Genomic DNA, 12,918 nt, shown 5'->3' on the forward strand with positions numbered 1-12,918 from the left:
TAAACACAATCGGTTTAACCGTGATAATTACGTCATATGCCTACTCTATATGAATATTGCGATAGTCTTCATGCCGGACAAAGATCCGCCCATAGACCTCAAGTGCCAGCATTCTGAATTTCAAATAGGGATTGGCGCTATAAAATTCTTTGAGCATGCGCAGTGACATGCCGGTGAACTCTATGACATAGCCATTTTCAAAAATTCGCTCGATTGGCTGCACATATTCTTGCATCGGTACCGGGAAGCCAGCCTTAGGGCGGTAAATTACCTTCTCGGGTAAATAGCGCTCAGCCAGTTTCTTTAGCAGGTATTTGCCGTCCTTACGAAAACGACGATAAATTTTCAAGTTGAGTGGTAAATTCATTGAAAAATCGATGATCTCTTTCGTTAAAAATGGCACTCGGCCTTCAATCGAGTTAGCCATCAATATTCTATCTGTGCGGTGTAATATACTGCCGAGATGGCCATAAAAATTAAAATGGATCGCACTCAACATATGCTTTTCGAACGCAGTGGTTGCCAATGTGTCGAACTGTTCCTGTATTGCTGATAGCCGCTTCCAATTAGCAAAGTCCTGGCTCTCGAATAAGAATGATCGCATCATCAGATCATTCGACATATCAAAATATCCCAAGCCAAGCGGCATGTAATTAGCTATGTCCTCTACCGTGAACTGTTCGAAACCATTGCGCAATGTTTTCGCGTAATCACCTGAAAGCCGCGTTAGCAGCGATTTTTTGCTAGCAAATATTCTGGCCAGTCGATATTGCTTCATCTGGCGTTGATGCCACGAATAACCGCCAAATAATTCATCTGCGCCTTCACCCGATAACATGACCTTTATGCCATTGCAGTGAGCTTTGCTGGCGATGCAGTGCAGGCTGACATCGTTGGGATGATAAATGGGTAAATCAGAAATATAGGTTAGGTATGGAAAAGCAGACCAATATTTTTCGGCCGTCATTTTTTCGTAAATAATATTCTTGCCCAGATGTTTGGATACCATGTCGGCATATTCTTCTTCCCCGCCGCCGCCATCCACGCCGGCATGATAGAGGTCGAGTGGCACCGCTTGGGATGCAATGGCGGAGATCAGGCTAGAGTCCACTCCGCCGCTACAGAGGGTAGCCAGCGGCGCATCGCTGACCAGATGGGACTTCACATTGTTGACCACCAGCATTTCCAGCTCATCCACAAGGCTGGAAAGGGATTGCGTTTTGCGCCGTTGAAAGACACTGTTATCGATAAAAAATAATGGATTAGCAAAGGTACTTAATTGAGACTTGGCTTGGTGGCATGAATAAGTGAGCTGGGTACCGCCCTCGAGGTGCGTGACATTCTGATACGGCAGGTTGCTATCTTGAAACGCTCCTACCCGGATTTGATCTTTTAATTTTTCCCGCGAGATTACATAATCAAGGCTTTTGATTTCGGAAGCAATTTCGATGGCATCGTCGGTTTCGATATAATACAGCGGTTTAATTCCACTGATATCGCGAGCGACAATCAGTTCTTGCGTTACAAAATTCATATATGCAAACGCAAACATACCATCCAGTTTGGCAATCGCGCTGGTTCCCATTCTATTTAGCAGCTCAAACAACACCTCGGTATCAGAGGTGGTTTGCAATTCGATATCTGTAAGATATTGTGTGGCTAATTCCCTGTAATTATAAATTTCGCCATTAAAAACCAGCATGGCGCGGTCATTTTTATAGGGTTGTGCCGCGGCGTTACGTGTATCGAGGATGGCGAGTCTGGTGTGTCCCATTACGACATTTTTTCGATAGACGACTTGCTGGCAATCCGGGCCTCGGTGCTTTAATAACGTCGTTTTATCTTCATAACGCGTATTTGGCTGAACATCTTCTGATTTATAGAGTTTGCAGTAAATTCCACACATATGATTTCCGCCTGATTCCGTTACGTCTGCTTTTTTAAAAGCATCCCTGAAATACCCTTGGCTGTGGTTCGTAGGCTCGCACGATCCTGTGAGGTTATCGAGCCTGATGCGTTCAACAATCACTAAACGACACGTCAGGCAGAATACGACCGCCCGGACAGGTATTATTGTGCTAATCCGTCATCGTTATTCTTAATCAATGCAAAACTCAGACACTCAGCGATATCCATCGTCAAATAAAGCACTCGGTAGTTATATTCCACACAAAACTCATGCACCGCTTCGATGACGCCATAGCGATATTGAGTGCGCCAATTGCCCTGCATATAGTCATGTCCAGCAATAATGCCGGTTGATTTTACTTTTCTGGCACAGGCTCGGAGCTCATCTCGGGTTAATTCATAACTGTGGGTGGTATCGATATATACCCAATCGAAGGTCTGATCCGGGAAACTCTCCAGTGCCTCCAGCGAAGGTTTGCGGTGAATGGTTACCTCTCCGCGCTGTCGTTGCTGCTGAAAATGGTTGTTCACACTCAGGTACAACTCTTCGCCGTAGCGATCCGAACCCCATATGTCCACCAGATGTAGCTGCGCCGGAGCACAGATATCCATGATCTGGCGACTAAAATCACCCGCCGCCACGCCCAGTTCGGCTACGACGCCCTGGGTGGGTAACTTCTCGAGCAGAGCCAATCGATTGGTCAACAAGGTTGTGCCCTCGATATGCTGCTGCAGCAGGGGGATCTTCGGCAGCATATCCTCGCGTTTGGAACGCTCTGCTTGCAGGGCATTCTCATATTCGCGACTGGTCTGCAGTATCTCGTCACACTCTACGACGGGGGTGCCCGGCTCGATTCCATAACTTACCAGCGTCTGGTTGATCTCGCTGACAAAAGAGCTGGCGATCAAGATTTTGTCGAATTGGACGCCTGAAAGCTGACTGGGGTGATATACCGGCTTGTTCATCCAGTGCGAGCCCTGTTTGGCCGGATCACTGTCAACAAAGCCCTGCAGCGTATGGTTCAATGCCAATGCCGGTAAGAAATGAAGTGCTTGGGTCGAAGTCCCGTAGATCAGAATTTGCATAAGGCGCTCCGCGGATCGAGATCAGATCATTGACAACAAATGGGCGTGAATGAGGTCTTGCTGGGCAGAGCTCAAGCTTGGAAAAAGCGGCAAGGTGATGGCACTGGCATAGAACTGTTCAGCCTGCGGCAATGATGTTTGCTGTTTGTGCTGATACCAAGACTGCTTGTAGATTGGCATATAGTGCACGTTGGCCCCAATCCCATGATCGCGTAGTAGCTGGAATAGGTTAAAGCGTTGTTTGGGTGCCACATGATGTACATACAGGTGAAATGCGCTGCGTCGTTCTTCGCCGAAGTAACGGCGCAGACGCTCAGGAGACAAAGTTTCAAAGTAACGACGGGCAATCTCGCCTCGCTTGGCGATCCAGCTTTCCAGATTCTGCATCTGGCTCAATCCCAGTGCTGCCTGAATATCCGTCATGCGGTAGTTGAAGCCCAGCATCTGCTGCTCGTAGTACCAGGGGCCGTCCGGTTCATTGATGAAGTCTTCCGGTTCGCGGGTGATGCCGTGGCTGCGTAGCATGCGCATGGTTTTGGCGAGCGCAGGGTCGTTGGTCATCGCCATGCCACCCTCGCCGGTGGTGATGATCTTCACCGGGTGGAAGCTGAAGATGGTGATGTCGCTATAGCGGCCATTGCCGGTAGGCTCACCATGATAACGGGCACCGAGGGCGTGGCAGGCATCCTCGATGATCCGGAAACCGTACTCTTGCCCCAGGCGGTGGATCTCCTGCATGTCGCAGGGGAGGCCGGCGAAGTGTACCGGTATTACTACTTTGGGTAGTTTTCCTTCCGCCTGGGCGGCAATCAGTTTCCTCTCCAGCTCCACTGCGCACATGTTCCCTGTATCGGGCTCAATGTCGACGAAGTCGACTTGTGCACCGCAATAGAGAGCACAGTTGGCGGATGCAACGAAGCTGATGGGCGATGTCCAGACCCAATCCCCGTGGCCGACGCCCAGCGCCAGACAGGCGATATGGAGTGCTGCAGTACCTGAATTGACCGCCACCCCAAATTTAGCTCCGCAGTAATCAGCTACTGTTTGCTCGAAACGGGGGACGACTGGCCCCTGAGTCAGGAAGTCGGACTTGAGAACTTCCACGACAGCATCGATATCTGCCTGGCTGATGGATTGGCGGCCATATGGGATCATTCTGCACTCCCTTTTTGGTTCATTTTCAAAAGCTGTTCAATGGTAAAAAAGTGAGGGTTGCTGCGAGAGTTATATTCAAAGCCCTGCTCTACCATTTTTCCTTTTTCGCCCGCAGCTGTTTTGGAGAAGTCGTTGTTGCGATTATTGAAGTTGATGGTTGGGCCAATCACGAAGAAGTCATCAAACTCGAAGGTGTGATAAGAGTCATCGGCAGGGCACATCACTTCATGGAGCTTCTCTCCCGGGCGAATGCCGATGATCTTGTGTGGCAGGTGAGGGGCCATAGCACTGGCGAGCTCCGTAATTCGGACGGATGGCAACTTGGGAACAAATATTTCCCCCCCCTTCATCCGCCCAAAATTTTCCAGCACGAAATCCACCCCTTGCTGCAAAGTGATCCAGAAACGCGTCATCTCCTCATGGGTGATGGGTAACGCATCTGCTCCCTGGTCAATCAGCTTTTGGAAGAAGGGGACGACAGAGCCGCGAGAACCGACCACGTTACCGTAGCGAACTACGGCAAAACGGGTGGGGTCCTGCCCCGCGATGTTGTTTGCTGCCACGAAGAGCTTGTCTGATGCCAGTTTGGTGGCGCCGTAGAGATTGATTGGATTGGCGGCTTTGTCAGTGGAGAGGGCAATAACTTTTTTGACTTGATTGAGCAAAGCGGCCTGGATAACGTTCTCTGCACCATGGATATTGGTTTTAATGCACTCCATGGGGTTGTATTCAGCGGCAGGAACCTGCTTGAGTGCGGCTGCATGAACTACGTAATCCACGCCGCGCATTGCCATGGTAAGGCGGTTGGCGTCTCTGACATCCCCAATGAAATAACGCATGCAGGGGTCGTTGAACTCTTGCTGCATCTCGAACTGCTTCAGCTCGTCGCGAGAATAAATGATAAGGCGTTTGGGTTTATAACGTTCCAGTACTGTTTTGACCAATCGTTGGCCAAACGAGCCGGTGCCACCTGTGATCAGTAGCGTTTTATCGTTGAACATTGTGGGCATCTCGTCATAAAAACAGTAGATGAATCATATGCTAGCAAATAAAGTACCAGTTTTTTTGGCAAAGAGTGTGATCCATTCACACAAAAACAGTTCTAAAGATTTGGTTGCTACCCAGAACACTTCAGGTCGATCCTCATCATTAGTGATGTATCAAGATGTGCTGATGCTTTGCGAGCTTAGCTGGATAGCTTGGCAAATCTGCTCCACCGCATTGAGGGCTCTCGGGGTGAAGCGGTGCAGCTCATCCGAGTTGATCAAATCGAGTCGCTGATGCTGCACCGCGTCGAGATTTGGCCACTTTCGCCAGTGACGCAGGGCGTCAGGATCTTGACTCCCGGCCAGGATCAGCGTGGGGTTGGCCCTGATCACCTGTTCCATGTCAACTTGAGGATAGGGGGTCTTGGCATTCGCCATGATGTTGATCCCGCCGCAGAGTTCGATGGCCTGCGCAGGCCAGGCGTTGCCGCTCACGCTGGTGAGCGGCGGGTACCAGAGCTGGTAGAACACCTTGACGCCGGTTGGCCTGCCATAGCGCTGTTGCAGGGAATGCAGGCGTGCCAGATAGCGATCGGCGGCTTCGTTGGCACTCGTTTCCACTCCCAGCAATTTGCCGAGAGCCCGCATCTCGGTGGCCAGCGAGGCAAAATCGGTAGGCTCTGAGTAGAAAACCGGGATACCCAGCTGCTCCAACGGGGCCAGCATCCGTGATTGAGCCGAGCGCCAGCCGAGAATGAGATCCGGCTTTTGCGCCAGCAGCGCCTCGACGTTGATGCTGCGATAATTGGCCACCTTGGGTTTGTTTTTCACCTCGGCGGGATAGTCGGAGGCATCGTCGATGGCGACCAGCTTGTCACCGGCACCGATGTCGTAAAGCAGTTCGGTAAGATGGGGTACCACGCTCACCACCCGGCTCGGAGTGGCTGCCTGCAGCGCAGCGGGCAACCAGGCAAGCAACACGCAGGGCAGCCAGATAGGCAATCGCAACCATCTAACCATGAAATAACCCCGCCACAGTGACAAGCAGCGCCAGCATCAACCAGCCCCAGCCAATTCCTTGCAGAATATTGAGCACCTTGCGCGGTGACTCACCGTCGGGGTCATCACCGCTGCCAAGTATCGGCCAGCGTTGCAAGGTTCCCTGATAGTAGCGGGGGCCGCCAAGGAGGATCCGGCACTTGTCAGCAAGTAGCGTCAACAGCATCCCGATGGTGGGATAGGGCCAGATCGCACCACTTCGCAGCAGTTGAGTGGGCTGCTTGAGCCGTGGCAACAGGAGTGGCAGCCCCAGCAGCAGGATGGTGGGGGCATTGAGCCCCTGGTAGAGGGCGCTGGCGGCTCGGCCAAAATAGCCAAACGCGGGATCCTTCATGCTCCAGCCCTGGCTCATCAGCTGAGTCAGCCGCCAGAGCAGTGCACCCTGTACGCCAGCCAGAGCAAATCCCAGCAGCGGGCCAGCCCATTGGCCGACCAGACGCAGGGCACAGCTCTCCGTCACTGCTTTGGCGAGCCCCATGGTCGAGAGTTTACTGGTCTCCCGCTTGAGCCAGGGAGCCACCTGCAATCTCGCCAGCGGCAGTGTCTCCTGCGTGGTGAGAGAGTGAGTGGCATGGGCGAGTTCGCGCAGTGGACGGGATTCGAGCATCAGCAGCATGAACAGCAGGTCGAAGATCGGTTCGCTCAATGCCAGATTGCGCAGCGACCAGAGCCCGGCGGCGCAGGGGAGCCAGACTACCAGCATTGCCAGCAGGCCGGCCTGCATTTGCTGGCCGGGTGAACCATCGGGTCTGTGCACCTTGTGCCCCAGCCGGGTCAGCAGGGGCGTGACGGCCGAAAGACGCAGATGGGATGGCCACGGGATCACCGCCTCCAGCAGGGCAGCCCCCACCAGAATGGCCGCCGTCGTCGAGAGGAGGGCGTCGGCCATCAAATCAAGCGAGTCGGTCTCGATCACAGCTTGCCGAGCATCTTGATGATCACTTCGGCGGAGTGCTTGCCGGCCACTTCGATGAAGGCATCGAAGGATTCCACCTGTTCCTTGCCGGCGATATCGGACATGGCGCGTACCACCAGATAGGGCACTTTGAACATGTGGCACACCTGACCGATGGCGGCACCTTCCATCTCGACCGCCAGCATCTGCGGGAAGTCGGCGCGAGCCTTGGCGATGGCGTCCGGTTTGCACATGAACTGATCGCCGGTGCAGATAAGACCGACCTTGGTCTGGTGTTTGCCCTGCTCGGCGATGCAATCCTGAGCGATCGCGATGAGCTTCTCGTCGCAGGGGAAGGCGGCGGGTTGCTGCGCCATCTGGCCCATCTCGTAACCAAAGGCGGTCACGTCGACATCGTGGAAACGCATCTCGCTGGCGATCACCACATCACCGATGTGCAGGTCCTGGGCAAAGCCGCCCGCAGAGCCGGTATTGATGACGCAGTCGGGGGCAAATTTTTCCAGCAGCAGGCTGGTGGCCACGCTGGCGGCAACCTTACCGATACCGGAGCGGGTCAGGATCACCTCTTTGCCTGCCAGCATCCCTTGATAGAACTCGCAGCCGCCCAGTTGCAGGGTGGTGGGGTTGCTCATCTGGCTGCGCAGCAGGGCTACTTCTTGCTCCATGGCGCCGATAATACCTACTTTCATTGCTGACCTCGTCTTGATAGCCGTGTGGCTGAATTTAAGTTGCTGTAGATCATAACAAAAGATGTCGTCGGCGCCGAGAGGCGCAAGCGAAAGGAGAGATGAAGCGCGGCGCTCCATATGGGAGCGCCGCAGGTGACAAAAAGCATTGATGAGGGGGGGAGAGGGCCTTTAGCCGAGCGCGGTGTCGAGGGTCATCATCAGGGCAAAGCCTGCCATCAGACCGAGGGTGGCATAGGTCTGGTGACCGTTGCGGTGGGTCTCCGGGATCACCTCGTGTGAGACCACAAACAGCATGGCGCCGGCGGCGAGCCCAAGTCCGATGGGGTAGGCGATGGCAAGGCCGCTGGAGAGCCCCACCCCGAGCAGGGCGCCAACCGGTTCGAGCAGGCCGCTGGCGATGGCGACCAGCACTGCCACCGAGGGGCGAAAACCGGCGGCGCACATGGCCAGCGCCACCGCCAGTCCTTCGGGAATATCCTGCAGTGCGATGGCGGTGGTGAGCGGCAGCCCCACCGACATGTCCCCCTGCGAGAAGCTGACCCCGATGGCCATCCCCTCCGGCAGGTTGTGCAGGGCGATGGCAAAGACGAACAGCCAGACCCGGGAGCAGCTCTCGTGGCCGGGGCCGCAGGGGCCGGTTTTGTCATGTTCGTGCGGGGTGAACTGATCAAGTCCCAGCATCAACAGCACCCCGAGGGTCATGCCGACCACCACTACGGCTGCGGCGCTAAAGCCGTTGCCGGTAATCCCCTCGGCGGCCTCCAGCCCCGGCAGCAGCAGGGAGAAGGCGCTGGCAGCCAGCATCATGCCGGCGGCAAAGCCCAGCATGGTGTCCTCTACCTTTTGCGGTACCGAGCGCAGAAACAGGGCGGGCAGGGCGCCGATGGCGGTGGCGGCAAACCCGGCGGCACCACCGATCAGGCCGTAGCGCACGCCGCTGGTCACCTCGCCGGTAGCGAGCATGATGAGACTCTGCAACAGCAGTAACAAGACGGCAGCCAGCGCGATAAAGAGACCGAGGGCGGTAAGTGGCCGCGCCTGCAGTTGTTCACGCAGCTGGGCAGACCAGGTTGAAGCAGGCAGATACGAGCTGTTATCCATAAACAAGGCCTCTTGTTACAGCAAATTGTTACAACGAAGGGGGATGGTGCTCCGCCATCGGGTCATGTTGGTCATTACAACGAGTTGATGGCCCCTTGTCCATGCCACTGCCTCGATTGCATTTATCGGTTAACTATTTGAAATGATTTGGTCGCTATAAATATTTTGTGATAAATGTCTGGTTGTGAAGGAAATCAGCTTGCATTCATTTGGTGAAATATGGTGAAGGATTAGGCGATATTGTGATAGAGTGCGCGCCTCGCGAAATCGTCCTTCCCCCGCTTTCGCAACCTTCCATCTCCCGTCAGGAATGGCCGGGATCAGCTCATACGGATGTGATCGCTACTGTTTACCTGCTTGTCAGCAGTTGAGGATCAACAGCCAATCATGTTTTACAAGAATCTCTCCATCGGCAAAAAGATTGCCGTGGTTTTTGCGGTTATTGCCGCAGTCAACGTTGTCTTCGGTGTTTTTCTCTCCAGTGAATTGCGCGGCGTGCGCGATCGGGTGCTGAATTTTACCGACTCCACTTTGCCGAGCGTGCTCTCGGTCGAAACCCTGCTCTACGACGTCTCTTATGTACGTCGGGCCCAGTTTGCCCTGCTGATGGTGGATGATGCCGCCGACTTGCAGGCCCGTCGTGGCCGCATTCAGGAGAATATTCGCAAGGTTGACGAGGCATTTCGTGCCTACGAGGCGACTGTGGGTGCCGACAACGAGCGACAGGTGTTTAACCAGGCCAAACAACAGTGGCTCACTTATCAACGTTCGGTAAACGAGTTTGATATGCTGCTGGTGCAGGGCCAGCACGAGCAGGCCAAAACCCAGCTGTTTGCTTCCAACCCGCTTTTCGGGGCACTGGAGCAGGCGGTCAACTCGCTGATCCAGGTGAACCTCGGTTTCGTCAAAGAGAACCGTGGCAGCCTGCTTGGCAGCGTCAGCATGGTGACCACCTTCGCCATGGTGAGCATCGGTGCCCTGCTGGTGTTCATGGTGGTGATGACCTGGTTCCTGACCCGTCAGATCTGTCTGCCGCTGCAAGCCGTAGTGGCTCAGGCCAACGCCATTGCCGCCGGCGATCTGACCCATCAGCTGGAGCGTCAGCACATCGGCCGCGACGAGCTGGGCATGCTGGCCAAAGCCTCTCTCAAGATGCAGGACAACCTGCGTGGTCTGATTGAAGAGGTGGTGGCTGCGGTCACCCAGCTTGGCACCGCCATCGACGAGGTGAGCGCCGTCTCCGAGCAGTCCGCCAAGGGCATTCAGAGCCAGCAGCAGGAGATCTCGCTGGTGGCGACCGCCATGACCCAGATGAAGGCGACCGTTGCTGATGTGGCGGGCAATACAGAGCATACATCTGAGTCTGCCAGTGCAGCTAATACCTTGGCCCGCAAAGGCAACCAAGATGTGCAGCGTTCGCTGGTGGCGATCACCCGGGTGGCTGAAGAGATTGAGCAGGCTGGCACGCTGGTGACCGAGCTGGAGCGCGAATCTGCCCAGATCAACGTGGTGGTGGATGTGATCCGCGGCATCGCCGAGCAGACCAATCTGCTGGCCCTCAATGCGGCCATCGAAGCAGCCCGCGCTGGCGAGCAAGGCCGTGGCTTTGCCGTGGTGGCCGACGAGGTGCGCACCCTGGCGGGTCGTACCCAGGCCTCGACCGGCGAGATCGTGGCCATCATCGAAACCCTGCAGGCGCGTGCCAATCAGGCGAAAGAGGTGACGGGCCAGAGCTGCGAGATGATCCGCCAGTGTGTGGATCAGAGCGAGCAGACCAGCAACGGCATTCAGCAGATTGAAGAGGCGGTCGCCCAGATTGCCGACATGGCGATCCAGATTGCCAGCGCCTGCGGCGAGCAGGATGCGGTCTCCGACGAGCTGGGCCGTAACGTCGAGCGGATCAACGAGTCCGCCAACGAGGTGGCTCTGGGCGCCGATCATACTGCCCGCGCCTGTCTGGAGCTGAGCCAGCTGGCGGTGGGTCTGAAGCAGACCATCGGTCGCTTCCGCCTCGCCTGATAAAGGGGCTGGCGTACGCCGGCCTCTTCATTCATAAAAGTCGGGGCGCTTTACATGCCCTCAGGACACCCGGCCATGTGCCGGGTGTTTTTTATCTGGCGATGGGGACGAGGCCAGATAGTCGGGGCTCTTCATCACAGGATGAAGGTCAGGGCGAACAGGGCGGTCAGATGATTATTCCGGCCTGTGCGCGGTGATATTTAAGAAGGTTGGTTAAAGCGTATTTGCTAACGAGAGAAGGGCGACGAACGGTTTTGGGGATGGGGAACGGGGCGAGCGGTTGGGGTGTGCGCTACGGGGAAGAAGAGCATAAGCAGTTGGTTGGAATGCCCGAACAGGGCATATCGCAGCAATAACAAAACCGGCTTGCGCCGGTTTTGTTATCTGTCTGCTCGAAGGCTGGCTTATTTCGCCAGGGACTCCGGCAACTCTTCACGGATCTTGCCGAGCATCTCTTTCAGGACGCGCGGGTTGGCAACCACGATGTTGCCGGAGTTTTCGTAGTTGTGACCACCTACGAAGTCGGTGACGATGGCGCCAGCTTCTTTGGCCAGCAGTTCACCGGCAGCGGTGTCCCAAGGTTTCAGGCCGATTTCCCAGAAACCGTCGACGCGACCGGCAGCCACGTAGGCCAGATCCAGTGCGGCAGAGCCGGAGCGACGGATGTCGGCGCATTCAATGAACATGCTCTGGAACATTTTCAGGTAGGACTCGATGTGGTGCTTTTGTTTGTAGGGGAAACCGGTAGCCAGTACGGTGCCAGCCAGCTCTTTGGCTTTGCCAACACGGATACGGTAGCCGTTCAGCTGGGCGCCGCTACCACGGGTAGCAGTAAACAGTTCGTCGCGGATGGGATCGTAAACAACGGCTTGTTCGGTTTTGCCTTTCACACGCAGGGCGATGGAAACGGCAAAGTGCGGAATGCCTTTGACAAGGTTGGTCGTGCCATCCAGTGGGTCAATGATCCATTGGTAGTCCGGATTGGTACCGGCAATCTCACCAGACTCTTCAGCAACAATGCTGTGCTCAGGGTAAGATTTTTTGATGGTGTGAATGATGGCCGCTTCGGCTTCACGGTCAACGTTGGTCACGAAGTCATTGCTGCCTTTTTGGATAGCCTCAATGTTCTCGGGCTGGGAGAAGGCTTTTACTACAACTTGACCGGCGTTGCGCGCAGCGCGCACGGCGATATTCAGCATCGGATGCATAGGTTCACCACTGGATGTTAAAGAACGGGGGATAAAAGGACGCGGTATGATACCAGTATTTTGTGCGATGGCAACTGTTATCCCCCTACGACCAATTGATTACCACTGCCAGATTTGACGGCTCCAATATAGACCAGATCTGCGCTAGTCTTATCCCAGCAGCCGGATACAGGCTGTCATGAGCATAGGGATGTGAACCATGAATTTGTCATTAGTGAGTCAGAACGTGTCTGCGGCCAGCGAGGGACTGTTGGCCATCTTGCGGTCATCACCCGAGTATGGTGATCACTTTGCCCACATCACCGTGACCCCCCTGGCCCAGTGGCAACCGGCCAAGACGGAGGCGGCGATCCTGCTGATCGACGGCGATGCGCCCTGGCAGGATGCCGGATTTGCCCGGGGAGAGGATGAGACGATCGGTTTGCCGGTCTTGCCGCTGTTGATCCGCAAGGGAGACAAGGAGCTGACGGTCTGCGGACCGGATGTGCGTGACCCCCGTTTCTATTTTGTCTCAAACGGCATCGTGCTGGATGAGTCGGAGCTGGCCGAGCCTGCCTGCAGCCGGGTGCTATTGCGCAAGCTGGAGTCCTACTTCCCGCTGCTTTCCCGCCTGATCATGCTGCGCCAGCGCAAGCCGGTCGCCGTGATCAACTAATATCTACCATTGCCAGAGCGCACCAGCGGCGCACCGTGGCCTTGTTTGGCCTACGGTGCGCCGCTTTTTAATGGTCTGGAGGTGGTCACTTGTTGCAAGATGAGGCGGCTATGGTGTTGCACCCAGTTCCAACCGT

The 12,918-nt window shown here is 55.3% G+C and carries 11 protein-coding genes; 2 read left to right on the top strand and 9 right to left on the bottom strand.

Features of this window, described 5'->3' with window-relative positions:
• Positions 1-40: 40 nt before the first annotated feature.
• The 8 genes from asnB to I6L49_RS02585 form a co-directional block, all read right to left on the bottom strand.
• Positions 41-2,029, bottom strand: coding sequence for an asparagine synthase (glutamine-hydrolyzing) (asnB, locus tag I6L49_RS02550; protein WP_216950539.1), 1,989 nt, complete (start codon positions 2,027-2,029; stop codon positions 41-43).
• Positions 2,030-2,070: 41 nt separating this feature from the next.
• Positions 2,071-2,994: a class I SAM-dependent methyltransferase gene (locus I6L49_RS02555; protein WP_216950540.1), complete on the bottom strand. Its 924-nt coding sequence runs from the start codon at positions 2,992-2,994 to the stop codon at positions 2,071-2,073.
• Between the two features lie 21 nt (positions 2,995-3,015).
• Positions 3,016-4,149 carry a UDP-4-amino-4,6-dideoxy-N-acetyl-beta-L-altrosamine transaminase gene (pseC, locus tag I6L49_RS02560; protein WP_216950541.1) on the bottom strand — a complete coding sequence of 378 codons (1,134 nt, stop codon included), beginning with the start codon at positions 4,147-4,149 and terminating at the stop codon, positions 3,016-3,018.
• Positions 4,146-5,150 carry a UDP-N-acetylglucosamine 4,6-dehydratase (inverting) gene (gene pseB / locus I6L49_RS02565; RefSeq protein WP_216950542.1) on the bottom strand — a complete coding sequence of 335 codons (1,005 nt, stop codon included), beginning with the start codon at positions 5,148-5,150 and terminating at the stop codon, positions 4,146-4,148. Before pseB ends, pseC begins: the two co-directional genes overlap by 4 nt.
• Positions 5,151-5,309: 159 nt before the next feature.
• A complete protein-coding gene (locus I6L49_RS02570; protein ID WP_216950543.1) occupies positions 5,310-6,155 on the bottom strand; it encodes a cobalamin-binding protein in 846 nt (281 codons plus the stop codon).
• Positions 6,148-7,110 (bottom strand): cobalamin biosynthesis protein, encoded by a 963-nt coding sequence (locus I6L49_RS02575; RefSeq protein WP_216950544.1) that lies wholly within the window; start codon positions 7,108-7,110, stop codon positions 6,148-6,150. Before I6L49_RS02575 ends, I6L49_RS02570 begins: the two co-directional genes overlap by 8 nt.
• Positions 7,107-7,799 (bottom strand): 5'-methylthioadenosine/S-adenosylhomocysteine nucleosidase, encoded by a 693-nt coding sequence (gene mtnN / locus I6L49_RS02580; protein WP_216950545.1) that lies wholly within the window; start codon positions 7,797-7,799, stop codon positions 7,107-7,109. The genes I6L49_RS02575 and mtnN overlap by 4 nt, the downstream gene beginning before the upstream one ends.
• Before the next feature lie 168 nt (positions 7,800-7,967).
• Entirely contained in the window at positions 7,968-8,900 is a 933-nt protein-coding gene (locus I6L49_RS02585; RefSeq protein ID WP_019446013.1) for a ZIP family metal transporter, read from the bottom strand.
• Positions 8,901-9,287: 387 nt separating this feature from the next.
• Here I6L49_RS02585 and I6L49_RS02590 point away from each other — a divergent pair, with 387 nt between their 5' ends.
• A complete protein-coding gene (locus I6L49_RS02590) occupies positions 9,288-10,919 on the top strand; it encodes a methyl-accepting chemotaxis protein (RefSeq protein ID WP_216950546.1) in 1,632 nt (543 codons plus the stop codon).
• A 404-nt stretch (positions 10,920-11,323) separates the two neighbouring features.
• Here I6L49_RS02590 and suhB read toward each other — a convergent pair whose 3' ends face one another.
• The gene (gene suhB, locus I6L49_RS02595; RefSeq protein WP_005352992.1) at positions 11,324-12,127 is read right to left on the bottom strand and encodes an inositol-1-monophosphatase; all 804 of its coding nucleotides are present in this window, start codon (positions 12,125-12,127) and stop codon (positions 11,324-11,326) included.
• A gap of 199 nt (positions 12,128-12,326) precedes the next feature.
• On the opposite strand from suhB, the gene I6L49_RS02600 reads away from it, so the two are divergent.
• On the top strand, positions 12,327-12,782 hold the full coding sequence (locus tag I6L49_RS02600) for a hypothetical protein (RefSeq protein WP_005352991.1): 456 nt from the start codon (positions 12,327-12,329) through the stop codon (positions 12,780-12,782).
• Positions 12,783-12,918: the final 136 nt, after the last annotated feature.

It is taken from the genome of Aeromonas sp. FDAARGOS 1419 (assembly GCF_019047045.1).
GTDB classification, from domain to species: domain Bacteria; phylum Pseudomonadota; class Gammaproteobacteria; order Enterobacterales; family Aeromonadaceae; genus Aeromonas; species Aeromonas veronii.

Coding starts and splice junctions, on each gene's coding strand:
- I6L49_RS02555 (WP_216950540.1), bottom strand. CDS start 2,994: ATGCAAATTCTGATCTACGGGACTTCGACCCAAGCACTTCATTTCTTA.
- pseC (WP_216950541.1), bottom strand. CDS start 4,149: ATGATCCCATATGGCCGCCAATCCATCAGCCAGGCAGATATCGATGCT.
- pseB (WP_216950542.1), bottom strand. CDS start 5,150: ATGTTCAACGATAAAACGCTACTGATCACAGGTGGCACCGGCTCGTTT.
- I6L49_RS02570 (WP_216950543.1), bottom strand. CDS start 6,155: ATGGTTAGATGGTTGCGATTGCCTATCTGGCTGCCCTGCGTGTTGCTT.
- mtnN (WP_216950545.1), bottom strand. CDS start 7,799: ATGAAAGTAGGTATTATCGGCGCCATGGAGCAAGAAGTAGCCCTGCTG.
- I6L49_RS02585 (WP_019446013.1), bottom strand. CDS start 8,900: ATGGATAACAGCTCGTATCTGCCTGCTTCAACCTGGTCTGCCCAGCTG.
- I6L49_RS02590 (WP_216950546.1), top strand. CDS start 9,288: ATGTTTTACAAGAATCTCTCCATCGGCAAAAAGATTGCCGTGGTTTTT.
- suhB (WP_005352992.1), bottom strand. CDS start 12,127: ATGCATCCGATGCTGAATATCGCCGTGCGCGCTGCGCGCAACGCCGGT.
- I6L49_RS02600 (WP_005352991.1), top strand. CDS start 12,327: ATGAATTTGTCATTAGTGAGTCAGAACGTGTCTGCGGCCAGCGAGGGA.